The organism is Victivallis lenta (genome assembly GCF_009695545.1).
Taxonomy (GTDB): domain Bacteria; phylum Verrucomicrobiota; class Lentisphaeria; order Victivallales; family Victivallaceae; genus Victivallis; species Victivallis lenta.
On sequence record NZ_VUNS01000019.1, the window covers coordinates 87,627 to 111,030 of the forward strand.

Here is a 23,404-nt window from a genome sequence, read left to right on the forward strand (position 1 = left end):
GGCCCGCCCCGGATGATTACCAGCCGAAGCTGCCCTTGATTTTCTTCGTGCCGAACGGCTTGTTATAGGTCCAGATCACTTTGCCGGTGTCGATGTCGGCCAGCTTCAGATTGAAGGAGTAGACCTGCACCTTTTCGCCGTCGGTGTCGACGCGGTTCCAGAGGATGCCGCCTTCGAGACTGAGCCGGGGCGCTTCCAGCCGTCCTTTTTTGGCGACGGTGCTCTGGTTGAAGTTGTCGTCCTTACGCAGGTCGCGCGCCTCGGAAAAGGTCGCCGAGGCATCGCGGCCGGTCGCCAGCGTGACTTCGACCTTCCCGGAATTCAGCAGCGCGGTGCAGAGTTCGTCGGTCACCAGCCCCATCTGCAGATTCGGATCGTCGGTTTTGTTCTGCAGGTGTCCGACCTGCATGAGCGGCACGGCGAGCGTGTCGCCCTTCTCCCGCCGGTACTGGGCGAGAAAGCGGTCGAAACTCGGGCTGGCCATCGCGTTCTCGGCCGCCGCCCGCGCGGCCATGAAGCATTCGGCCTGCGACACCGTGCCGAGCGCCCGGGCCGTGTTCGCGCCGGGATCGGTCGGGTCGAAGGTCGTGGTTTTCGTCGAAGAACAGCCGGCAGCGAGACCGGCGGCAACGAGACCGGCGGCAAACAGCATGATTGTTTTCATCGGTATTTTTCTCCTTATTGGGCGGGATGATCTTCCGTATATTCATCCCAGTTGTACACTTCAGTTTTCGTTTCGGGGCCGCTGCAGCCGCAGAGAACGGCACCCGTCACCACGGCAGCGGCGGCCGCCAGCAGCAGCGCGCGCATGTTATTCCGCCTCCTTCAGGCTGATGGAGAAGTCCTTGCAATCGCGGCTCGGAGCGATTGACTGGATCTGAACCTCTTCGCCCGGAATGACGGTCATCTCCTTCCAGGTCGAGACAATCGAATCGACCGCCATGCCGTCCTTGTCGAACCAGGTGAAGCGATACTGGATTCTGTACGGATTTTCTCCGGTCAGGCCGCTCCACATCTGCGAGAAGAAGCCGACGCGCACGTTGACCGCCGTAATCTGGACCCGCAGCAGGCCGTCCGGCGTCGTCGCCGTATTGATCCCGGTCAGTTGCAGGCGGTCGGCCAGAAAGCCGTCGGTCACGAACCGCTTGTCGTTGACGACGTTCGGCGTCATGGTTTTGTCGGCGTTCTCGACCCGGTTCACGGTGTTCTGGCACCCGGTTCCGGCGAGCAGCAAGCCGCCAGACAACAGAGACAACCACAATTTTTTCATATCGGACTCCTTCTTGTCTTATTGAGGCAACCCCAGCACCTGCACGCGAAGCTCTCCGGCGGCAGGGGCGTTGACGTAAACAATGGCGGAACGGTCCGCCTCCGGAATGACCACGCTTCTCTCTCCGCTCTTCCGGCCGTCCGGTTCAAGCACGACGGTCCGGTTCTCCGGCATCGGCAGAATGCAGAACTGAAACTCTTTCGGCAGAATCTCCCAGCTCCGGGTGTCGGCCGTGTTGAATGCCGCGCGGTAGACCATCGAGGCCAGCAGAACCGCCGCTCCGGCCGCTTCATTCTCCCGGCCGACCGCCCAGGCGCCCGCATAGCCGGCACCCTCCTTGATCGCGGTCGAAAGGACGATCCGCGTGATCATGCCGGGCAGCCGCTCGTCGTACTCCTGCGCGAGAATCGCGTCCATGTCGGCCAGAAGCCGGGTTTCGCCGCTCTGACCGCCGGCGATGACCTTCAGAAAGCGGTACGGCGCCGGATAATATTCGCAGACCGGATAAGCGGTCATGACCGGGTAATAAATCGCCACCTGCCGGAACGCCGCGCTGCGCCCGTTCGCAAAGAGCACATACACGCAGTCGCGGTCAAGCGGAAAATCGAACGGCCTGACCTCTTTGAGGTCCTCCGGCACTTTCTGTTTCGTCCGGTCGAGAATCGTCACATACAGCTGCCGCACCAGCGGATTCGACGGCAGCGCCTCGTAAAGCCGCGCCCAGTCGATGCGCGCATTGTCCGCATCCCCTTCCAGCAGCGAACCGAGCCCGGACAGGAACAGCGCAGCCGGATTCAGGAAGTTTCCGTAGCCGCGATGCGCGATTTTCCGTGTTTCGGCCAGCGCCGCGTTGAATTCCGCACTGTCGCTCCGGCCTGCCACGGCGGCACCTCCTCCCCTGACGCTGGAGGCGGCGCCGGGATTGCGCTTCTTCGCCTCGGCCAGCGATTTTTCCTCCTCCTCGAAGAACTTCCGGTACTTCTCGTGGACCTCCTTCTGAGCGGTGCGGAGCCGCCGGAGCTGAGCGAAAAACGACTCCGGCCTCCCCTCGCCGAGATAGGCCAGCGATTTGAAGATCGAGAGCGCGATGCGGTCCCGGCCGAAGCCGCGATACGGCAGCGCATTCAAATTGGTCAACAGCGCGCCGCCCTCCCCGCCCGCATCGCGCACACTGACGGTCGGCCGGTCGTCGTAATCGGCGATCAGCGCCTCGGCCCGCTCGAATTCGTTGACGCTGCGCCGGTAGTCGCCGATATTGAAAAAGAAGGCTCCGGCTTCCAGCCGCCACATGAGCTCGTCGCCGGTGTTGAGGGCAGACTTGAGCTTTTCCGAAAGACGCAGCTCGACCCGGGCGTCCTTTCCGGCGAGATACTCGGCCATCAGCGGCTCTTTCTGCAGATGCGAGTTCGTGATGCTCGAGCAGCCGGTGAACAGCAGCACTCCCACGGCCGCCGCCGCAAACCGGAACCTGGTCAGAACCTTCACCCGAGCCTCCCCGCGAATTCTATCGGCCGATCGCCCGGAACACGTTTTCGCCGATGGCCGGAATCAGCTGTTCGACGGCGTACTTGCCGTAATCCTCGGCGGTCCAGTCGTCGGTGTCCTCCTTCGCTTCAACATCGTCGAAATCGATCTTCTGACGGAACGGAATAACGGCGACGACCTCCCCGGTTCCGGTCGATAGAATCCGGATTTCGCCGTCAAGATTGCAGATCCGGCGCTCGACGGTCCGCTTGGAGGCCGCGATGTACTCCCGCTTCACCGTAACCGAAAAACGCGTGATTTCGGGACGGATCAGACTGTCGACCCGAAGCAGCTCGCCGATCCGGGCGAAGAGCGCCGGCTCGGCCGCATCGAGGCTGCCGATTCCGTTTTTACGCAGAATCGAGTCGACCGTCTTCAGATTCTGCAGCCGCATCCCTTTTCCCAGCAGGAAGCTTTCGAGCCCCGAGCTGAAACTGGCCGACAGGTAATCGGGAGGATTCTTCGCAGTGATGACCGGGTGCAGCATGGCGTAGATTCCGCGCTTCTTCGCCTCGGTGCCGAGCCCGATTTCGCGCAGGAGCCCGGGCAGCCTGTCCGCCAGCTCCTCAAGCGTGCCGACCGTATCCGTCACCTTCCGGTCCGGCAGGACATCCCCGGTGGAGGCGTCGATCAGCGAAAGCGAGAGATTCAGCCTCCTGCCGAATTTCCCGATGGTCGAAACGAGGATATATTTGACGGTCCTGATTTCGCCGAGCTTCGCCTTCTGCTTCGCGTTCAGCTCGGCCAGTCCGGAGTTGTCGGTGAAACCGATTTCGGCCAGCATCTGTTTCAGCGCCGAACGCGAAACAAGCTCGTAACCGCCGTCGACCGAACTCTCCAGCATGCCCCAGAAAGTTTCGATCTCCTGCGGAGTCACGCCGCCCTTCGCGGCCGGTTCGGCGATGGCGATCCGGTCGGCGGAAAAAAGAGCGCCGAACAACATGCAGACGGCGGCAATCGCCGGAATTTTCCTGATCATTCTGCTATTCTCCCTGTGATTGCGCGGCGGGCGCCGGGGCGCGGAAGCCGTTTTCGGCCACTGCCGCGAGGTCTTCGGCCGCCTGTTTCAACGCGGAGGTCATCAGCGTCTGAAACCGGTTATGGTCGATTTCGGATGCGGACGGACGCTGCTGTTCGCTGAGCGTCCCGGTGTAGACATTGCCGTACACGATCTGCCCGGTTCCGAGGTCGGCCACCTTCAGAATCACGTCGAGCTCCCAGGTGATGGTTTTCGTCTCGATGCCGTATCCCCTGAACGAACGTTCGCGGCTGCGGAGGTCGGAGACGGTCCCGAAAATCAGCAGCTCGGCACCGGATTCGGCCGCAAGCTGCTGCTGGAAATGTTCCGGAAAGCCGGGCCGGGCCGCCACTTTCTCCATTGCCGCAGTAACCTGCGAAACCTCGACCGGGCGAAACAGATGATTCATCCTGCCGAGATACGCGGCCAGATATTCGCCGCCGAGAACGACCGGGCGGGCCTCTCCCCTGACGGTAAGATTGTACAGCTCAAGCGCTCTGGCCCGATTCCAGCGGTTGTCTTCGATCTGCGCGTCGCGGTTCGCCTGGTTGGTGCGGGCGCTGTCGAAGGCGTCGATCATCCGGATAAAACCCTGCATGACCCGGTTGATCGAAAGCCGGTCGGCCGTATTCAGACTTTCCTGCGCCGGAATTTCGATCTTTTTGTTTGCCGCATCGAGAAAACGTTTCTGCCCGATTATATCAGCGGTCGTGAAGTCGAGCACGCAGACCTTGTACGGGGCCGTCTCCCCCGCATACAAAGCGACGGCGGCTGCAAGGCCCAATAAAAATGAAACCGTTTTTTTCATAACTCCTCCTGTGCGGCAGAACGGCGAAACGTCCTTTCCTTCAATGAATCTAACATAATGTGCGCGGCGCTCCGTGTCAAGCGGCGGCACGCGTAAAATGCGGAAAAGAAACGGCGGGACTCAATGCGCCAGCAGCACGGCGAACTGCTGCAGCAGGCCGACGGCGGCGCCGAGGATGTAGCCGAGCACCTGAATGGCGCCGAGATGTTCGGCCGCGATCCGGTTGATCATGGCGTGAAATTCCCGCACGTTCTGGTCGGCGATGGATTGCTCGATGCGGCGGTTCATGTCGAGCATGTCGATGATGAGCCGGCGGCCGTCGCGGGCCATCCAGTAGTCCAGGTAGCGCTGCAATGCCGGCAGCAGCTCCGAACGGACCCAGTTCCAGAGCGCATCCGAGCTCAGGATCTCATTCGCGGCCTGCGGAACGATTTCGGCGAGGTAGGCGTGCAGGAAATCGGCGAGCTTGACCTTGGCGCCGTCGAGAAACGCCTGGAGCTCCGGAGCGGCTTCGTCGCTGTGCAGCCACGCGCGCAGCCGCTCCGTCTGCATGGCGAGCTCTTCGCTGATGAGGCCGTGAATTTTCGCATCGCCGAGCTTCCGGGCGATCTCCCGCTCGATATCGTTCCAGTTCAGATGGTTGACGATTCCGGATGCGAAATCGCCCGAGCGCGGGATGAAGGCCAGCCGGTCGTTGACGTAGTTCCGGACGCCGTCACGCATGAATTCCCGCAGAAGCTCGCGGATCTCCGGCGTCCGCGTTTTCAGCCCGGCGACGATGCCGGAAGCGATCCGTTCCCTCGCTTGCGGCGAAGCGAGCTGCCCGGCCAGAACGTCGTCCCAGAATTTCCGCAGATTTTCCGGCGTCAGGTTCCGGTCGAGCGCCGCAAGCAGCGACTGTTCGACCCGGGGCTGCAGAAATGCGATGACCGACTCCTCGTTCTTCCGCAGCAGAAGCTGCACGGCGGAACGCACCTGCGTGAGCAGCTCGGGATCCGAAGCCATAGCCGAAATCCGGGCGCCGATCTCGCGCGAGATTTCCCCGGGTTTCAGCAGCCGCTCGGGAATCTCTTCGCCGAGTACATGGCCGATCTTCGCCTTGTTGGCAGGAACCATCCCCTGCTTCCAAAGTCCGAGTGAAAGCAGCCGCAGCCAGTGGAAACCGGTTCGTTCATACGGCTTGAACAACATCTCGATCGCAATGAAATTGGTCAGGAATCCGACCGCCGCCGCGGTCATGACCGGAAAAATCCAGAGCGAAAACCAGCCGGGGCCGCTCCAGCCGGTCGCGGCCTTCACGACGATCATAAGGATCGTCAGCCAGCTGATTCCCGAGAGAAACAGTAAAATTCGCGACATCCACCGGTTGTTCATGGCTTCTCCTGCAGCCCGGCCGGGAAGAGTGCATCCTCCCGGTTTCCCGCCGTCAGCGTTCGCGGTGGTCGATGACGCGGCGCGCCTTGCCCTCGCTGCGCTGGATCGTGTTCGGGGCGACGAGCTTAACGCGGACGCGAAGTCCGATCACGCCTTCGATGGCGGCGGTCAGCCGCTGCTGAAGCCCTTCCATCGAGCGGACCTTGTCCGAAAAAAGCTCTTCCGTGACTTCAACATCGACTTCGATGTTGTCGAGTCCGTGCTCGGTGGTGAGAAGGATGTTATAGTTCGCGGTGGTCCCCTCGACCGAAAGCAGCGCCGTTTCGATCTGCGACGGAAAGACGTTCACGCCGCGGATGATGAACATGTCGTCGCTGCGGGACGAGATTCGTTCGATGCGGCGGATGGTCCGGCCGCATTCGCACGGCTCGGCGACGATGCGGGTCAGGTCGCGCGTGCGGTAGCGAATCATCGGCATCGCGTACTTCGAAAGCGTGGTCAGAACCAGTTCGCCGAATTCGCCGTCAGGCAGAACCTCCCCAGTCTCCGGATTGATGATTTCCGGGTAGAAGTGGTCCTCGAAAATATGCATGCCCTTCTGACAGCAGCACTCGATGGCGACGCCGGGACCGATGATTTCGGAGAGACCGTAGATATCGTAAGCCTTGATGCCGGCGTCGTGCTCGATGCGCTTGCGCATCTCCTCGGTCCACGGCTCGGCGCCGAAAATGCCGGCGCGGATCGGCAGCTTGTGCATGTCGATGCCGACCGCGGCCGCCTGCTCGACCATATAGTAGAAGTAGGAGGGCGTGCAGCAGACGGCGGTGGTGCCGAAATCGCGCATCAGCATGATCTGGCGCTGCGTGTTGCCGCCGGAAGTCGGCACGACGGTCGCACCGAGCGCTTCGGCACCGTAATGGGCGCCGAGTCCGCCGGTGAAAAGCCCGTAGCCGTACGAAACCTGAATGACGTCCTCGTGGGTGAGCCCGCAGCTCGCGAGCGCGCGTTTCATGACCTGCATCCAGATGTCGAGATCCTGCCGGGTATAGCCGACCACGATCGGCTTGCCGGTGGTACCGCTCGAGGCGTGAAGCCGGACGACCTGCGACATCGGAACCGCGAAGAGCCCGAACGGATACGTGTCGCGCAGGTCGGCCTTTACCGTAAACGGAAGTTTGCCGAGATCGCCCAGCGTCCGGATGCAGTCGGGCGTGAGCCCGCGCTCATCCATGCGGCTGCGGAAGAGGGTGACGTTCGTATAGGCGTGGCGGACAATTTTCTTCAGGCGTTCCAGCTGCAATTCGCGCAGGTAATCGAGCTGCACGTAATCGAGCGCACTCAAGTCATCGTTCAGGTAAAGCGACATTTTTTACAGACCCTCGTTTGTTTGAATCGGGTAATATACACCGCAAACCGCCGAAAAACAACCGTTCCGGCGAGAAAAGGCGGCGCTTCATCCGCCGGAATCCAGAAGCCGGAGCGCGCAGGCAAGCGCCTCCTCCCGCGACGCGAACGCCCCGGCAAGCTGCCGGTCGAACACCTTTTCCAGCACAGGCCGGAAGCGCGGCCCCGGCCGGACTCCCGCCGCAACGAGGTCGCGCCCCATGACGAACGGCTCCGGCAGCGTCTGCAGATGCGGCGTTTCCGCCAGCCGGTCGAGCAAAAAGACGAAGACGTCGAGAATGCCGTGACAGGCGATGCAGTCCAGCCGGTGCAGTTCGAGCTCAAGCGGAAAATTCGGGTCGGCCAGAAGCCGCCGCAGCTTCGCCGGCTTCATCCGGGGAACCGAGGCGAACCGCATGTGGTTCCGGACCGCCTGAACGATGCCGTCGCGCTCCGCCGTCGAAAAGCGGAACCGTTCGAGAATGGCGGCCGCCGTCTCCGCCCCCGCCGTCTCATGGCCGAAGAAACGGATGCGCCCGGTTTCATCGCGGCTCTGCGTGACCGCTTTGCCGACGTCGTGCAGCAGGACGCTCCAGGCCAGCAGCGGGTCCGGCTTCGCCATATGCTCGAGCATCAGCAGCGTGTGAGTGAGAACATCTCCCTCCGGGTGAAATTCCGGCGGCTGCTCGACGCCGCGCAGCACCGCGACCTCAGGCAGCACGACCGCAAGAATCCCGGTCCGTTCGAGAAGCCGCACGGCTCCGGCCGGGTCCGGCCCGGTCAGCATCGAAGAGAGTTCGCCGCGCAGCCGCTCCCCGGTGAGTTCGCCGCACTTCGCGGCGAGACGGCGGATTGCGCGTTCGGCCGCCGGGTCCAGCCGGAACCGGAGACGCGAAACGAAGCGCACGGCCCGGAGCATCCGCAGATAATCTTCCGAAAACCGTTCTTCGGGCTCCCCGACCGTGCGGAGGACGCCGCGTTCGAGATCATCGATTCCGCCGACCGCATCATGCACGATTTCCGTCACCGGATCGTACCAGAGCGCATTGACGGTGAAATCCCGCCGCTGCATGTCGACGGCGAGGTCGCGCGTATACCTGACCTCGCCGGGGTGGCGCCCGTCGAGGTAGAAACGCTCCTGCCGCGCGGCGGCGACCTCGAATTCGAAACCGCCGTGCCGGACCAGCGAAACGCCGAAGCTCGCACCGACCAGACGGCTCCCGGGGAACAGTTTCGCAAGCTCCTCCGGCCGCGCCGCAGTCACGATATCGCAGTCGGAGAGCGGCCGCCCGAGCAGGGAGTCGCGTACCCCTCCCCCGACAATCCCGCTGTCGAATCCGGCGCCCTTCAGCGTGCGGATCACCGAAGAGGCGGCTTCGAGCAGCGGCGTCGGCCGGAACTGAACCGGGAGGAGCCGCATCTTATTCGACCGAGTGCATTCCGGCCGGATCCGGCTGCGTCGCGCGCGGATAACGCAGGCCGGTCGGCCCGAACAGCATGCAGTAGCCGGCTTTGTAGCCCTCCGGCAGTTTCAGCCGCGCCATAAGTTCGGGGAAATAATTGAGCGTTCCCAGGGCAAGCCCGCACCAGACCGTCCCGACGCCGAGCGACTGCGCGTAAAGCTCGAAATACGACAGCGCGATGACCGGATCGTAAGCCGGACACGGCGAATCCTCCTTCGCCGCCGCAACCACCATATGCGGCGCGCCGCGGAAGATCACGTCGCGCCCTTCGATGAACTGCCTGCGGTAACGCTCCATCCGGCTCAGGAACGGGTTGTCCGGGTCCTCCGCGAGCATGCCGGCGACCCGGTCCATGACATAATTGCGGAACGAATCCATGACCTCGACTTCGTCGATAAAGGCGAAATGCAGCGAATGCGCATTGACCCCGGTCGGCACGAAACGCAGCATGTCCTTGAGCTTGTCGAGCGTTACGCGGTCGAGATTCTCATGCCGGTAACTGCGGAACGAACGGCGATTCGCAATGAGCGACAGGATTTCGTCCGGGTCCGGAACCGCGTTGCCGGGCAGACTTTCTTCCGGATCGCGGCCGAAAATTTCGACCGCCGCGCGCGGGCAGACCGCCAGGCAGTGCTGGCAGCGGGTACAGCCCGGCTCCGCCCCCGGGATCACCCGGGGATACTCGGAATCGGGATCGAATTCAAGAATCGCCGGCGCGCAGTCGCGAATACAGGCTCCGCAGCGGATGCATTTCGATTCATCGACATGGAATTTCAGTTCTGTCATATTGCTTTACTCCTGTTCGGGCAAACAGCTCTCCCGTGAAACCGGTCACCGGTAGGCGAACTCCACCATCTGATGGCAGAGCAGCTCCGGCACAGTGAAGGAGATGCGCCCCTCTTTCTCCCGGTACGGCAGCTCCGTCCCCTGCGGAACGAGCCGGACGGAGCGGACCGGGCGGCCGAGCTTCACGGAAACTCCGACGTCGCGGAGCGGCAGCAGCTCTTCGACGACCTCGATCGGGCGGCTCTCCCTGAACGGCGAATTCGGAATTGCGATGCCCGGGCCGCCCCGGTTGACCGTATTCGCATAGAGCAGGTGCAGGACCGCCCGCTGTTCGGCAGGCTGCTCGAAGAGCGTGACCCGCGCCGTGGTCGGCAGGTTCGATTCGACCTGCCGCTCCGCGCCGATGAAGCGGCGGATCGCCTTCAGGACGAACTCCTGCAGATAAACCATGCCGAATGCGCGGTAGATCGTGAAGACCGGGTGTGCGAAATAGAGCACATTGCCGCTCATCGCGCCGGCGTCGAAGCCGGAGGGCTCCGTGCGGTACGGCGCATGCTGGTGGCTGCAGAAGTGGCGGAAGCTGCGGTTGAAATACGGGTCGAAGACCTTGCCGAGCGATTCCGCATCGCGGACCTTGATCCGGCGCGACGGAAGGTACATGACGAACGGCGTCTTCGCAAACTCCGGCGCGAAACCCGGCGCCGCTTCGATATAGTCCGGCGAATACGGACTCCAGCCCGCATCGGTGAACGGCAGGGAGAGCGCGAACGCATCCGATCCCGCCGCGAGCCCGCTGCCGGCCGACAGGATCAGTTTGCCGCCCTGCGCGGCAAAGAGTTCGAGTTTGGCCTTCAGCGCGTCGTCGAGCCGGATGTCGTCCGGCAGCAGCAGGAACTTGTAGCGTCCGAACTCCATTCCGGAATCGATCACGTCGAACGGAATATGCGCCTCGAGCAGCAGCCGTCCGGCGCCGACGTCGCTCGGCGACTCGCGTTTGCAGTTCACCGCCGAAGAGGCGAGAATCGCGATTTCGGCCAGCGACTCGACATTGTCGCACCACGCCTCTTTCTGCTCGACCTCGGCATAGGCTTTGCCGATCAACTCATAAGTGCTCTCGTCGAGCTCGCCGTCCGGGTGGAGCTGGTCGCCGACGCTGCATTTCGAGCCGTTGGCCAGCATCGCGGCGCACTCGTAGCGCAGCGCGTTCGGATGCTTGATCCCGCCGAATTCCCCCCAGGTCGTATGGAATTTCCCGGTCATGCCGAGAAAGTCCAGCCCGAGGTTCCGGCAGTAGGCGGCCGACATCGGGTAGTGGTCGTACCCCCAGCCGCCGGTCGGCAGGCTTTCGAGTTCGAGGTGGCTGAAATGTTTCAGGATTTCCGTGTCGCCGACCGTCACGTGGCCGCTGTTGTGGAACACCGGCATGTCGGGATTGAATTTCCGCGCCGCGGCGGTGGTGCGGACGTAATAATTCTCCAGCACCTTGCGGGCGAAGGCGATCCTGTCCGCCTCCTTCTCCGGGTCGAGCCCGGATTCCAGCATCCCTTTCATGCAGTGATTGCAGCAGCACTGCCCCTGGTTGATGATGTCGAGAAAAATGCCGTTCGCATCCGGGAACAGTTCGACCGTCTCTTCGATCAGGCTGCACAGATAGTCGAGGTACGGCGTGTTGAAACAGAGCTTGATGAAACCGCCGGTGAGCGGCTCGGGCCCCTTCCCCTCGTGCGAATACTCGTTCCATTCCGGGTGCAGCTGCGAAATCCGGTAGTTGAGTCCGGCGGTCACATAGACCGGCACCTTGACGTCGATCTCCTTCGCCGCATCCATCTGCTCGCGCAGCAGGTTGAACTTCAGATGCGGATGCATCGCCCCGACTTTGGTCGGATGGTAACTCCAGCCGTGATGACAGGCGGAAAAGCAGGTGATCGAATCGACGTGCGCCTTCTTCAGCCGCTCCTGCCACTCTTTGCGGTCGAATTTCTCTCCGATGCCGGGGATATCCGGCGAAGTGTGAAAGTCAAGATGAACCTGACGGAATCTCAAGTGATGCATACAACCTCCCTCGTCGACCTGTTTTATCGTTCAAAATCCCTTGATTGCCATGACGAATTCCGGGAACGACCCGACTTCGAACTCAAACTTTTCCTCGCGCGGCTCTCCGAACCCGTAACGGGCGAGCGCGCGGTGGCAGCCGGCCCGTCGCGCGGCTTCGAGATCCGTATAGTGATCGCCGAACATCCAGCACTGTTCAGGCGGCACATTGTGCTTCCGCATCAGAGCGAACAATGCGTCCGGCTCCGGCTTGAGCGGGAAATCCGAGTCGCCGCCGATGATGTCGGCGAAACATCCGCCGACGCCGAGGCAGTCCAGAATCCTCCGGCTCGCATCGGTCGGTTTGTTCGACAGAACAGCGAGCTGGATTCCCGCTTCGCGCAGCTCCGCGAGTCCCCGCGAAACGCCCGGATAGAGCGCGGTCGTCTCGACCAGATGCCCGGCATAATAACGCTTCATGCGCCGCAGGGCTTCCTCGAAATCGACGTCGGAATCCGCAATCGCGCGGCGCACCAGGTTCGCCACGCCGTTGCCGACGAAACGGACGATCCTCTCGGTGGCAAGCGGCTCAAGCCCCATCGAACCGCGCATATGGTTCACTGCTCCGGCCAGATCGTGCCGGGAGTCGATCAGCGTCCCGTCCAGATCGAATACAATCAATTTCACCATTGTTCCGTATGACTCCTATCCCAGAAACGGAATCTGCGTGATCTGCGGCAGCCGTGCGAACGAATCGATGTCGAATGCCGAAAATTCACGCTTCTTCCAGTAATGATATCCCAGGCCGCCGATCATGGCGGCATTGTCCGTGCAGTATTTGCGGGCCGCGAGGCGAAGCCGGACGCCCGGCGGCGTCAGCCGCTCGAACCTCTCCCGCAGAACGCTGTTGCAGGCGACGCCGCCGGCGACCACGATGGTTTTCGCGCCGGTCTCCTTCGCGGCGGCCAGCGTCTTGCGGGTCAGCACGTCGACGACGGCCTCCTGATAGGAGGCGACGGTATCCCTGAGCAGCGCCTCCGGCAGTCTGCCGCTTTCGTCCGCATGATGCTTCACATGGTAGAGCAGCGCAGTCTTGATGCCGCTGAAACTGAAATTATACCGGTTTTCCGGCGCGAGCGGTTTCCCGGCCGCGCCGGTCAGCGGGCGCGGGAATTCGAACCGGTGCGGATCTCCGCCCTCGGCCGTCCGCTGCATGACCGGGCCGCCCGGATAGCCGAGATTGAGCAGCTTCGCGCCCTTGTCGAGCGCCTCGCCCGCCGCGTCGTCGATCGTGCCGCCGAGCGCGGTCGCCTTTCCGTCCCGCCCGATGAGGACGAGCGAGGTATGTCCGCCCGAAACGACGAGCGCGAGCAGCGGGTAGCTTGCCCCGTCCTCGAGCGCGCGATTCGCCTCATCGAGGAACGCGCCGTAGATATGCCCGATGAAATGATTGACTCCGACATACGGAATCCGGTTTCCCATCGCGAGTCCCTTTGCAAACGACAGCCCGACCAGCAGCGCCGGGATCAGGCCCGGCCCCTGCGTGACCGCGATCGCGTCGATCTCCGCCAGCGTGACGCCGGCCTCGCGCAACGCGCCGTCGAGCACCGGCGTGAGTGCGGTCAGATGCTCGCGCGCCGCAAGCTCCGGCACCACGCCGCCGTGCGCCGCATGTTTCGCAATCTGCGACGCGACGCTGCTCGATAAAACTTCATATCCGTCTTTCACAACGGCAGCCGCGGTTTCGTCGCAGCTGGTTTCGATTCCCAGAATCAGAGCCATTTTGAAAAAAATCCTTGCACAACTTGATATTTGAGAAATATACTATATCTTTGATGCAAACACAAATACCGTATGAAAAAAACCGTCGAAATAACCCGGGAGCTGCTGTTCGGCAGACGGCGCCTTCCATCCAATCTGCGGGCCGGCTTCACACTGGCTCTGGCTTTCGCCGTCTGGCTGCGGCCGCCGCTCGGGGCGCTGGCGGGCTGCGCGGTGTTCTTCCTGCTGTCCGGCGCGGCGCTGCTCCGCGCGCTCGCGGCACCGGCCCGTTACTGGATTGCTTCGGCGCTTCTCGCGCCTGTCGCCTCCGGAGCGGTTTTTTTCCTCTTTCCCCGGCGCGACCGGCTCGGCGTGATCGGCATCGGGCTCTGGATCATCGTGCTCGGACTCGCGCACCTGCCGGAACTCCGGCGCGGCGCCGGGAGAACGGCGGAAACCGTGACCGCCTTCTTCGAGACGCTGCTGCCGTTTCTGCTCGGCTGCACCTTCATCTGGTGCGTATACGGTTCGTTCGATTTATCAGCGCCGTTTTATGCGCTGACGCTCGGTATTCTCGCGCTGCAGCGTTTTCGATGAGCGTCACCGGTTGCATTCCGGAAAAAACGAGATATGGTATCGATATCATGATCTCGAACAGAAGGAGGCCGGAATCGATGGCATGTTTTGAATACGGTGACGAAGCGCTTGCACATCTGTCGAAACGCGACAGGAAATTCGCGGCGCTGATCGAACGGATGGGGCGGCTCGAGCGGGAGCTCACGCCGGATCTGTTCGCCGCCCTGGCCGGCGGCATCATCGCGCAGCAGATCTCCGGCAAGGCGGCGGTCACGGTCGAAAACCGGCTGCTCGACAAGGTGAAGCGCATCACGCCGGAATCGGTCGCGGCGCTGTCCCCGGAGGAGATTCAATCCTGCGGCATGTCGATGAAGAAAGCGCGCAACATCCGGAGCGCAGCCGAAGCCGTGCTGGCAGGAACGCTGCCCATCGGCCGTTTCCCGGAGATGAGCGACGCCGAGGTAGTCGAACAGCTTTCGGCGCTGCCGGGCATCGGCGTCTGGACGGCGGAGATGCTGCTGATCTTTTCACTCGGACGGCAGGATGTGCTGAGCTATGGGGATTTCGGCATCCGGCAGGGAATCATGCGGCTTTACGGACACAAAGTCCTGCCCCGCGAACGTTTCCTGCGCTACCGGAAGCGGTATTCGCCCTACGGCAGCATTGCGGCGTTCTATCTGTGGGAGCTCGCCGGGGAATGATCGTCAGCGCCAGCCGCCGGACCGACATTCCGGCCTTCTACATGGAGTGGATGCTCGCCCGGCTGCGGGCCGGCTTCGCGCTGGTCCGCAACCCGATGAATCCGGCGCAGGTCCGCCGGGTCGGGCTGACGCCGGAAGAGGCCGACTGCATCGTGTTCTGGAGCAAGAATCCGGCGCCGCTTCTCGCCCGGATCGGAGAACTTGAGTCGTTCGGCATTCCGTTCGGCATCAACTTCACCCTGAATGCGTACCGTGCCGACTTCGAACCGAGGCTGCCGCCGGTGGAAACGCGGCTCGACACGTTCCGCGCCCTCGCCGGCCGGATCGGAAGGCGGAAAATGACCTGGCGTTACGATCCGATCCTCTTTACCCCGGAGTACGACGAAACGTTCCATATCGACCGTTTCGGCCGGCTCGCGCAGGCCCTGGCCGGTCATACGGAGCGCTGCATCGTCAGCTTTCTCGATTTCTACGCCAGGACCGTCCGGAACACCGCCGGGAAATCGGTTTGCGACCCGCCGCCGAAGGACAGGAACCGCCTCGCAGCCGAGCTTGCCCGGATCGGGCGCGAATACGGCATCGAAGTCGAAGCGTGCGCGGAGTCCGGCCTCTGTCTGCCGGCGGCCGCCTGCATCGGCAGCTCCTGGGTCCGGGCGATCTGCGGGCGCGGAATCGATGAGCGGAAAGACCCGGGGCAGCGCCCGCTCTGCAATTGCGTCAGAAGCGCGGATATCGGCAGCGTCAACTGCTGTCCGCACGGCTGCCTCTACTGCTACGCCAACCGCACTCCCGGCTCGGCGCGGAAAAACGCCGCCGCCTATGATCCGGCTTCGCCCTTCCTCTGCAGTTCGCCGGCGTGATAGCTGCTCCGCACGAGCGGCGAACTGGCGACGGCGGAGAAGCCGAGCTCCTCTGCGATCTTCCCGAAACGAGCAAATTCGTCCGGCGTCACGAACCGGTCGAGCGGCCAATGATCGGCCGACGGCGGCAGGTACTGGCCGATGGTCACGATCGACACGCCGGCCAGGCGGAGATCCTTCAGGGTTTCGACAACCTCATCGTCCGTCTCGCCGAGTCCGAGCATGATGCCGGACTTGACCGGAATTCCGTTCCCGGCCTTCGCGGCGAGCCGCAGTACCTCGAGCGATTTCCGGTAGGTCGCTCGGGTCCGGATTTCATTCGACAGCCGTTCGACCGTTTCAATGTTGTGATTGAACACCGTCGGTCCGGCCGCGAGAACGGCCGCAATCGCTTCGCCGCTTCCGTTGAAGTCGGGGGTCAGCACCTCGACTCCGGCTTCCGGCAGCCGCCGGTGCAGCGCATGGATGACGGCGGCGAAAAAGGAGGCGCCGCCGTCCGGCAGGTCGTCCCGGGTCACGCTGGTGACCACGACGTAATTGAGCTTGAGCCGGGCGGCGGCCTCGGCCAGGCGCTCCGGCTCGTCCTCCTCGGGCGGAGCCGGATGCGGATTGTGGTCGATCGCGCAGAATCTGCAGTTGCGCGTGCAGCTTCCGCCGAGGATCAGGAACGTCGCGGTTCCGGAACAGAAGCACTCACCGATATTCGGGCAGAGCGCGCCGGAACAGACCGTGTTGAGCCGCAGGTCGCGCAGGATTCCGGCCACCCCTTCCCCGCCTCCGGCGCGAACCCGGACCTTCAGCCAGTCCGGCAGTTTCGGCCGCAGCGGCCTGCCCTCGCCCCTCATGTCAGTTCCCGCAGTCGGAGATGACGACGGCGGCGTTGGTGCCGCCGAAGGCGAAACTGTTCGAAATGCCGTGCCGGATATCGACGCCGTCGCGGCATTCGCGGACCAGGTCGGCCCAGCCGAATTCCGGGTCCGGATTGTCGAGATTGATCGACGGCGACAGGAATTTGCGCTCAAGCATCAGCGACGTGAAAATGATCTCCGCCGCGCCGGTCGCTCCGACCATGTGGCCGGTCTGCGATTTCGTGCTGTTGATCGCAGCACCGGTGCCGAGCACTTCGCGGATTGCGGCCAGTTCGACCGGGTCGCCGACCGGAGTGCCCGTGCCGTGCGTATTGACGTACCCGACCGCATCGGGACGGAGCCCCGCATCGGCGATCGCGGCGCGCATGACGTCGGCCGACGCCGTCGCGTCCGGCACAACCATATCCTTCGCATTGCTGTTCGACGCGATGCCGGAGACCTCCGAAATCGCCCGGCCGCCGCGCGCCTTCAGGTGTTTTTCGGATTCGAGGACCACGTAGGCCGCTCCTTCGGCAAGCACGAAGCCGTCGCGGTCGCGGTCGAACGGACGGCTCGCCTTTTCCGGCGTATCGTTGAATTTGCGCGACAGCGCGCGGCAGGCGCAGAAACCGAGCGCCTGGACCCAGTCGAGCTTTTCGGCGCCGCCGGCGATGACGACGTCATACTGTCCGGAACGGATCAGCCGTGTTCCGACCATGACGGAGATCGCGCTCGACGCGCAGGCGGCCGAAATATCGTACGATTCGCCGGTCAGCCCGAGAATCAGCGAAAGACTCGCCACCGCGTTCGACGGCATGATGCGCGGAACGCAGTACGGACTCACGTTGCGGAGCCGGTAATTGGCCTTCATGTAGCTGTCGGTCTCCTTGTAAAGCTCGAGGTAGTTGCCGCCGGCAACGCCGCCGATGACGGCGACGCGCATGTTCCGGAGCTCGTCAAGCCCGATTCCGGCCTCGTTCAGTGCTTCGAGAACCGCGACGACGGACATGACGCCGACGGGGGGGCAGAAACGGAGCGTCTTGCGGTCGATGAGCGAACAGGACGGGACGGGCCCGGCGCTGCCGCCGACGATGCTTTCGAGTTTGTGCTCGACAAAGGAGGGTTCCTGGATGATTCCGCTTTTTCCGGACCGCAGCCCGGCTTCATTTTCCGCGACCGTTCCGCCGATGGGACTGATCAGCCCCCGGCCGGAGATAAATGCTCTTTCCATGCATCCTCTTTCCGTTGATGGATTTCAAATCATTCAACCACATTTTCGTGATGTAATATAACTGCGATTTTCCCTTTTTTCTACTCCCCGCATCGAAATATTGTGGAATCTTAATGGATTTCGTGTTATATTGAATAAAAAATATCACGGCGTTTTTTCGGATTCTGCGACATGGCTCTTTTGACGGTGAAAAATCTCTGTATCGCATTCGGCTCCCGGGCTCCCCACGTGGTCGACAACGTGAGCTTCGAGGTCGAGCGCGGCGAAATTCTCGCTCTCGTCGGGGAATCAGGATGCGGGAAAAGCATCAGCTGCCTGGCGCTGACGTCGCTTCTGCCGACGCCTCCGGCCCGGGTCTCCGCCGATGCAATCCTGTTCCGGGAGGGGGCGGAGGAGATCGATCTAGCCCGCGTTTCCGCGCGGCGGCTCCGAAAGGTCCGCGGCGGCGGCATCGCATATATTTTCCAGGAACCGTCCGTCTCGCTCAATCCGGTGTTCCGCATCGGCAGCCAGATCGCCGAGGTGCTTGAACTCCACCGGCCGGAGGTGACCGACCGCCGCGCGGAGGTCGTCGAGCTGCTGAAGCTGGTCGGCATCCCCGCGCCCGAAACCCGGGTCGACGCCTATCCGCACGAGCTCTCCGGCGGCATGCAGCAGCGGGTCATGATCGCAATGGCGCTGGCCGGGAACCCGAAGCTGCTGATTGCCGACGAACCGACGACCGCGCTCGACGTGACCATTCAGGCGCAGATTCTCGAGCTGATCGACGACCTGCGCCGGAAGCGCGACATGGCTGTGATCCTCGTCACGCACAACCTCGGCATCGTGGCCGAGAAGGCCGACCGGGTCGCCGTGATGTATGCCGGCAACATCGTCGAATACGCGGCAACCGGGCAGCTTCTGAAGCACCCGTCGCATCCGTACACCCGCGCGCTGCTGAAGGCGGTGCCGCATCTCGGCGGAGACGGGAAACGCCTCTCCACCATTCCCGGCCATGTGCCGTCGGCCGACGATTTCGCGCCCGGCTGCCGGTTCAGCGACCGCTGCGAACGGTTCGAAACGCTCTCGGAGGCCGAACGCGAACAGTGCCGGAACTGCATCCCCGGGCGCACGGAGCCGGAGAACGGCCACTTTGTCCGCTGTTTCCACCCGTTTCCGGCGGAAAGGGACGCGCTCGGATGAAGCGGGATTCCTCGAAGCTGTTCATCATGGCTGGCTCGCTGCTCGGCGTCGTGCTGCTGACCGCCGCGGTCATTTACAGTTACGGCGGCCAGAATGCGGCAAGCCGCCGGAGCGCTCGGCTTCCGGCCCCCTCCCCGCAGATCATCCGCCAGCTGCTGAGCCAGTCGACCCGGCTCTTCGAAGAGAAACGCTATCCGGAGGCGGAGCGTTCACTCAAACGGATTCTGAATCTCGACCGGGACAATATCACGGCACAGCGGATGCTCGGAAACGTCTATTACATGGCGGGGCGCTACTACGACGCAAGCAACGTATTCCGCGCCATCCTCGCACGTTATCCGAAAGACCCGGTTGCCCGGAACAACCTCGGGCAGTCGATGGTCCGCATGCAGTGGTACGAGGCGGGCATCCGCGAGCTTCTGGCCGCGTGCGCCATCGACGCGAACCTGCCCGGAATCGACCTGAATCTGAGCATGGCCTACAAGGAGCTCGGCGACGACGGCACGGCGGCCTATTATCTTTCCCTGGCCGAAGCCGACGCCAAAAGAAGAAATCACCCCGCAGGGGGAACGGCCGCAGAGCCGGCCCCCGCCCAGGAGCCGGATCATGAGTAAAATCAAAGTAATGTCCGAACAGCTCAGCAACCGCATCGCGGCAGGCGAAGTCATCGAACGCCCGGCGTCGGTGGTCAAGGAGCTGGTTGAAAACGCGATCGACGCCGGTGCCCGGCGGGTCCGCATTGAAATCGAACGCGCCGGCTCCCGGCTCATTGCGGTCTCCGACGACGGTTGCGGCATGGACGGGGACGATGCGATGCTTTCGCTCGAGCCCCACGGCACGAGCAAGCTGCTGAGCGAAGACGACATCGACAATATTGTAACGCTGGGATTCCGAGGGGAAGCACTCCCCTCGATCGCGTCGATCAGCCGCCTGACGCTGACGACCCGCACGGCCGGGCAGCTGGAAGGAACGCAGATCGTCGTGGAGGGCGGAAAACTTATCGACGCCGGTCCGTGCGGCGGCGCGGTCGGCACCACGATCCGGGTGCGCGATCTCTTTTTCAACACGCCCGCGCGGAAAAAGTTCCTGAAGGCCGATGCGACCGAAGCGCACCATATCGAAGAGGCCGTTCTCGCACTGGCCATCCCGCGCCCGGAGGTCGCGTTCGAACTGGTCATGGACGGGCGAAGCGTCTTTCACTCCCCGGCAGCGGAAAACGCCGCGCCGCGCCTGCGCGAATTCTTCGGGCGGGTTTACGCCGATTCCCTCTGGCCGGTCAGCCACCGCGAGAACGGAATGGAGATCACCGGCTATATCGCCTCTCCCGGCTTCACCCGCAACAGCCGCCGGGAGCAGCGGACCTTCGTCAACGGGCGTGCGGTCGAGTCGCTAGCGATTTACCGGGGAATCCGGGACGGCTACGCGACGCTGGCGGAGAGCGGCCGCTTTCCTCCGGCGATTCTGTTCCTGGTCATGTCGCCGCTCGACGTCGACGTCAACGTGCACCCGGCCAAGCGCGAAGTCCGTTTCAAGCACGAATACGCGGTGAGCCGGGCGATTGCGGCGGCGGTCGGGAATGCGCTCAAACGCACCCGCGAGGCCGGGCCTCCGGCCGGGGCGGAGGGACTGCCGCTTTCAGGACAAATCCCGCTCCGGATGGTGCTGGATTCCGCTGCGGTGCAATACGAGCCGCGGCGGAGCGAGCAGCCGGTGATGCCGGAGATCATCCCCCCTGCCCCGGGACAGCCGTCCGCCGAAGAGTATGAGACGACTCCGCCCCCGCAGGCTGCGACGCCCCCGGCGGGGCTGTCTCCGGCGGACTCCGCCGTTTCTTCCGAATCGCGGCCGGAGCCGGCGGAAAACGATCTTTATGTCTCCCCGGCCCCGGATTATCCTCCGGTGCCGAATGAAAACGCCGGTTTTCTGACCGACACAGCGCCGGGAACGGAGCCGGAGGCGGCGGCTGCGCTCGCGGTCCGTTCAAAGTTCGACTATCCGGATATTCCGTTCAACGGCGAATGGCCGACCGGAATCATCGGCGTGCTTGACGACACTTATTTGCTTGCCTCCGGCAAAACCGGGCTGATCCTGATCGACCAGCATGCGGCGCACGAGCGGATCATGTTTGAGCGGCTGCTTGATGCGGCGCGCCACGGTGCCGCATCGCAGGCGCTTCTTCTGCCGCAGACACTTGAGCTGCCGCAGACGATGGCCTCCCTGCTGCTGCGGAACCGGAAAATCTTCGAAGCGGTCGGCTTCGACGTGGAGCCGCTCGGCAGCAACACGGTCATGCTGAATGCGGTTCCTGCCGCGCTGCCGAGCAGCCGGGAGCTGACGGTGATGATTCCGGACATGCTTCAGGAGTTGCTGGACAATCTCGAGCACAAGCTGCCGGTCGAGCTGGAATACGTTGCCCGCGCCGCCTGCCGCGCGGCGGTCAAAGCGCACGATGCGCTGCCCCGCCAGGCGGCGGAAGAGCTTCTGCGCCAGCTCGGAGAGTGCCGTCAGGGCACGCTCTGTCCGCACGGACGTCCGACGATGATCACGATAACCCTGCGGGAGATCGAAAAGCGCTTCGCCCGGCGCTGACAGGAATTTTTCTTGAAATTCCCCTCAAAGCGGCTTGCTTTTCCGCTCAGGCGGGCTATATTAAATAATATCATGCGATGCACCCATAGCTCAATTGGATAGAGCGTCTGGCTACGGACCAGAAGGTTAGGGGTTCAAGTCCCTTTGGGTGTACCATTTTACCCTCAGATTCCTCAAAAAAGTGCCACTCGGTGCCGTTTCAGCCTTTCAATCCTCGAAATCAGTGGTATTTTAGCTCACAAGGATAGTTACGAGGAAACAGGGCAATGGCGAGGAAAGTCATGAAGCAGGAAGTCGGCACCATCTACCAGAAACCAAGCGGAACTTACTATTATCGCTATCAGATCAATGGTGAACGAAAAGCGATCAGCCTGAAAACCAAAAATCAGGAAGAAGCGAAGCGGAAAGTCAAAGAGTTGCTTCCGGTTCTGAAAGCAACCAGCATAGAGGTCGTTTCGGCACACGTCGCTCACGCGCGCAATCTGATCAAACCGGCAAACGTGTTGCCGCTTGCCGAGGTGTGGAACACTTATTCCAAGCATCCGAACCGCGCCACCCCTGCGACCGTAAACGAACGGCTCAATTATGAAGCCGACTTGCGGGACTTCCTGGCATCTCTGCCGGAAAGCTGCCAATATCTTCATGAAGTGACGCCGGAGCTGGCTGATGCCTATGCGCAAAAGCTTCGGGAACGTCAACTGGCCGTCGATACGCACAATCGCAAGATCAAACGGCTGCGGAAAATCTTTTCTACGCTTATCGAGTATTGTCCCGACGGTTCTCCTTTTCAATCTCCCGTCCTGTGGCGTAAAGACCGCGAAGAGCAGGAACACAATACACGCCGTCTTGCCTTTACTCGCGAACAGGAACAGGCATTGCTGGACGTACTGGCCGATTCTACGCACAAGGTGAAGAACAAACCGGAAATCCGGGTCATCTATCATTTGGGGATGTTTACCGGCCAGCGGCTGAAAGACTGTGTTCTGCTGCAATGGCATAAGGTTGATCTTGAACGGCGGCGCATCTGGGTCAAGCAATTCAAGACCGGAAAAGAAGTCACGATTCCAATCGCCGATCAGCTATTGACGGTACTTGAGGAAGCGTTGGCATGGAAGCGTGATGAATATATCTGCCCGAACTGTGCGGCTCGCTATAAGCAGAAAGATGCCAGCGGCAAAGATGTCGGATGCAATAAAGTCGGCTTGGACATTCTCCGGGTGATCCGCTGGATCGGGTTGGAACCATCCGTGGAGGTGCCGGGGCGCAAGAAGAAGGCTACGGTCTACGGCTTTCATTCCCTGCGCCACAGCTTCGCCAGTCATTGTGCTGAGGCGGGTGTCCCGAAAGCTGTATTACTTTCAATCCTCGGCACCGATTCCGATATTGCAGATAAATACTACGTTCATATCGGCGAGGAGGCTCAAATGGAAGCGATTGCGGCGGTGGCTTCCATCACGACCAAATCCGACCGCCAGCGGATCGAAGAAGCATTGAAGTTGCTCGATACTCCCGATATCCCTGCCGAGGAAATTTTGAACCGTGTCCGGCACGTTCTGAAAGTGTAAATACTTATTTATAATAGCTTGTATCTTGAGACTAAGCCTCCAGAAAATGAAACTGGAGGCTTTCTTTTTGAGACGTTTCACCCTTAAAATGACTCTGCAAGTGGAGAATTTGAAACGATAATTTTGAGATTCTGAGCGTAAAGTCCCAGTTTCAAATTTGAAAGTTTCATTTGACCATATGCCGATTCGTTGAATAAGCCAATCAGGGTTTGGATTGTTAAGTTTCATATCATTTTACTTGAAAGTCACGTCCTGATATAAGTTGTCATCCATCTGTTGCTCTCAATGTGGAATTTGAAATTTGAGATCACACCTGTCCTAACAATTTTCAAAATGGCGTAATTTTCTGATTACGCCCCCTCATTTTCATCTATTTCACACCAATTCTCAAAAGTAGCCCCCCTTTGTTGTAAATCAGCTGTCCTAAAAAGCGA

22 protein-coding genes and 1 tRNA gene are annotated in these 23,404 nt (G+C 61.9%); 8 read left to right on the forward strand and 15 right to left on the reverse strand.

The window, feature by feature from the left end:
- Positions 1 to 16: 16 nt before the first annotated feature.
- The 13 genes from FYJ85_RS15770 to tsaD form a co-directional block, all read right to left on the reverse strand.
- Positions 17 to 664, reverse strand: a complete 648-nt coding sequence (locus FYJ85_RS15770) for a hypothetical protein (protein WP_106051304.1) — start codon at positions 662 to 664, stop codon at positions 17 to 19.
- Between the two features lie 14 nt (positions 665 to 678).
- On the reverse strand, positions 679 to 810 hold the full coding sequence (locus FYJ85_RS24090) for a hypothetical protein (protein WP_268878770.1): 132 nt from the start codon (positions 808 to 810) through the stop codon (positions 679 to 681).
- Position 811: 1 nt separating this feature from the next.
- Entirely contained in the window at positions 812 to 1,270 is a 459-nt protein-coding gene (locus FYJ85_RS15775) for a YcfL family putative periplasmic lipoprotein (RefSeq protein ID WP_106051302.1), read from the reverse strand.
- A gap of 18 nt (positions 1,271 to 1,288) precedes the next feature.
- Positions 1,289 to 2,755 (reverse strand): COG3014 family protein, encoded by a 1,467-nt coding sequence (locus FYJ85_RS15780; protein WP_106051300.1) that lies wholly within the window; start codon positions 2,753 to 2,755, stop codon positions 1,289 to 1,291.
- A gap of 19 nt (positions 2,756 to 2,774) precedes the next feature.
- Positions 2,775 to 3,773, reverse strand: a complete 999-nt coding sequence (locus tag FYJ85_RS15785; protein WP_154419466.1) for a hypothetical protein — start codon at positions 3,771 to 3,773, stop codon at positions 2,775 to 2,777.
- A 4-nt stretch (positions 3,774 to 3,777) separates the two neighbouring features.
- Complete coding sequence (locus FYJ85_RS15790) at positions 3,778 to 4,620, reverse strand: hypothetical protein (protein WP_106051296.1); 843 nt, start codon at positions 4,618 to 4,620, stop codon at positions 3,778 to 3,780.
- A 120-nt stretch (positions 4,621 to 4,740) separates the two neighbouring features.
- Positions 4,741 to 5,994, reverse strand: coding sequence for a DUF445 domain-containing protein (locus tag FYJ85_RS15795; protein WP_106051293.1), 1,254 nt, complete (start codon positions 5,992 to 5,994; stop codon positions 4,741 to 4,743).
- 52 nt (positions 5,995 to 6,046) lie between these two features.
- A complete protein-coding gene (locus tag FYJ85_RS15800) occupies positions 6,047 to 7,360 on the reverse strand; it encodes a phenylacetate--CoA ligase family protein (protein ID WP_106051291.1) in 1,314 nt (437 codons plus the stop codon).
- Between the two features lie 87 nt (positions 7,361 to 7,447).
- Entirely contained in the window at positions 7,448 to 8,797 is a 1,350-nt protein-coding gene (locus FYJ85_RS15805; protein ID WP_154419467.1) for a CCA tRNA nucleotidyltransferase, read from the reverse strand.
- 1 nt (position 8,798) lies between these two features.
- Positions 8,799 to 9,626, reverse strand: coding sequence for a nitroreductase family protein (locus FYJ85_RS15810; RefSeq protein WP_106051288.1), 828 nt, complete (start codon positions 9,624 to 9,626; stop codon positions 8,799 to 8,801).
- A 45-nt stretch (positions 9,627 to 9,671) separates the two neighbouring features.
- Positions 9,672 to 11,678 carry an alpha-amylase family protein gene (locus FYJ85_RS15815; RefSeq protein WP_154419468.1) on the reverse strand — a complete coding sequence of 669 codons (2,007 nt, stop codon included), beginning with the start codon at positions 11,676 to 11,678 and terminating at the stop codon, positions 9,672 to 9,674.
- A 30-nt stretch (positions 11,679 to 11,708) separates the two neighbouring features.
- Entirely contained in the window at positions 11,709 to 12,347 is a 639-nt protein-coding gene (locus FYJ85_RS15820; protein ID WP_106051285.1) for an HAD family hydrolase, read from the reverse strand.
- A 15-nt stretch (positions 12,348 to 12,362) separates the two neighbouring features.
- A complete protein-coding gene (gene tsaD, locus FYJ85_RS15825; RefSeq protein ID WP_106051283.1) occupies positions 12,363 to 13,439 on the reverse strand; it encodes a tRNA (adenosine(37)-N6)-threonylcarbamoyltransferase complex transferase subunit TsaD in 1,077 nt (358 codons plus the stop codon).
- A 72-nt stretch (positions 13,440 to 13,511) separates the two neighbouring features.
- Here tsaD and FYJ85_RS15830 point away from each other — a divergent pair, with 72 nt between their 5' ends.
- From FYJ85_RS15830 to FYJ85_RS15840, 3 genes are all read left to right on the forward strand, one after another.
- Positions 13,512 to 14,015 (forward strand): hypothetical protein, encoded by a 504-nt coding sequence (locus FYJ85_RS15830; RefSeq protein WP_154419469.1) that lies wholly within the window; start codon positions 13,512 to 13,514, stop codon positions 14,013 to 14,015.
- 77 nt (positions 14,016 to 14,092) lie between these two features.
- Positions 14,093 to 14,695: a DNA-3-methyladenine glycosylase family protein gene (locus tag FYJ85_RS15835; RefSeq protein WP_106051280.1), complete on the forward strand. Its 603-nt coding sequence runs from the start codon at positions 14,093 to 14,095 to the stop codon at positions 14,693 to 14,695.
- Complete coding sequence (locus tag FYJ85_RS15840; protein ID WP_154419470.1) at positions 14,692 to 15,555, forward strand: DUF1848 domain-containing protein; 864 nt, start codon at positions 14,692 to 14,694, stop codon at positions 15,553 to 15,555. Before FYJ85_RS15835 ends, FYJ85_RS15840 begins: the two co-directional genes overlap by 4 nt.
- Here FYJ85_RS15840 and lipA read toward each other — a convergent pair.
- Both lipA and FYJ85_RS15850 read right to left on the reverse strand, forming a co-directional pair.
- On the reverse strand, positions 15,513 to 16,400 hold the full coding sequence (gene lipA, locus FYJ85_RS15845; protein ID WP_154419471.1) for a lipoyl synthase: 888 nt from the start codon (positions 16,398 to 16,400) through the stop codon (positions 15,513 to 15,515). The genes FYJ85_RS15840 and lipA overlap by 43 nt on opposite strands.
- A 1-nt stretch (position 16,401) precedes the next feature.
- The gene (locus FYJ85_RS15850; protein WP_106051276.1) at positions 16,402 to 17,634 is read right to left on the reverse strand and encodes a beta-ketoacyl-[acyl-carrier-protein] synthase family protein; all 1,233 of its coding nucleotides are present in this window, start codon (positions 17,632 to 17,634) and stop codon (positions 16,402 to 16,404) included.
- A gap of 171 nt (positions 17,635 to 17,805) precedes the next feature.
- On the opposite strand from FYJ85_RS15850, the gene FYJ85_RS15855 reads away from it, so the two are divergent.
- From FYJ85_RS15855 to FYJ85_RS15875, 5 genes are all read left to right on the forward strand, one after another.
- Positions 17,806 to 18,816 (forward strand): ABC transporter ATP-binding protein, encoded by a 1,011-nt coding sequence (locus FYJ85_RS15855; protein ID WP_106051274.1) that lies wholly within the window; start codon positions 17,806 to 17,808, stop codon positions 18,814 to 18,816.
- Positions 18,813 to 19,430, forward strand: coding sequence for a tetratricopeptide repeat protein (locus FYJ85_RS15860; RefSeq protein ID WP_154419472.1), 618 nt, complete (start codon positions 18,813 to 18,815; stop codon positions 19,428 to 19,430). The genes FYJ85_RS15855 and FYJ85_RS15860 overlap by 4 nt, the downstream gene beginning before the upstream one ends.
- The gene (gene mutL / locus FYJ85_RS15865; protein ID WP_106051272.1) at positions 19,423 to 21,405 is read left to right on the forward strand and encodes a DNA mismatch repair endonuclease MutL; all 1,983 of its coding nucleotides are present in this window, start codon (positions 19,423 to 19,425) and stop codon (positions 21,403 to 21,405) included. Before FYJ85_RS15860 ends, mutL begins: the two co-directional genes overlap by 8 nt.
- A 79-nt stretch (positions 21,406 to 21,484) precedes the next feature.
- Positions 21,485 to 21,561 (forward strand) — tRNA-Arg (locus tag FYJ85_RS15870).
- Between the two features lie 125 nt (positions 21,562 to 21,686).
- A complete protein-coding gene (locus FYJ85_RS15875) occupies positions 21,687 to 22,970 on the forward strand; it encodes a tyrosine-type recombinase/integrase (RefSeq protein WP_206213238.1) in 1,284 nt (427 codons plus the stop codon).
- Positions 22,971 to 23,404: the final 434 nt, after the last annotated feature.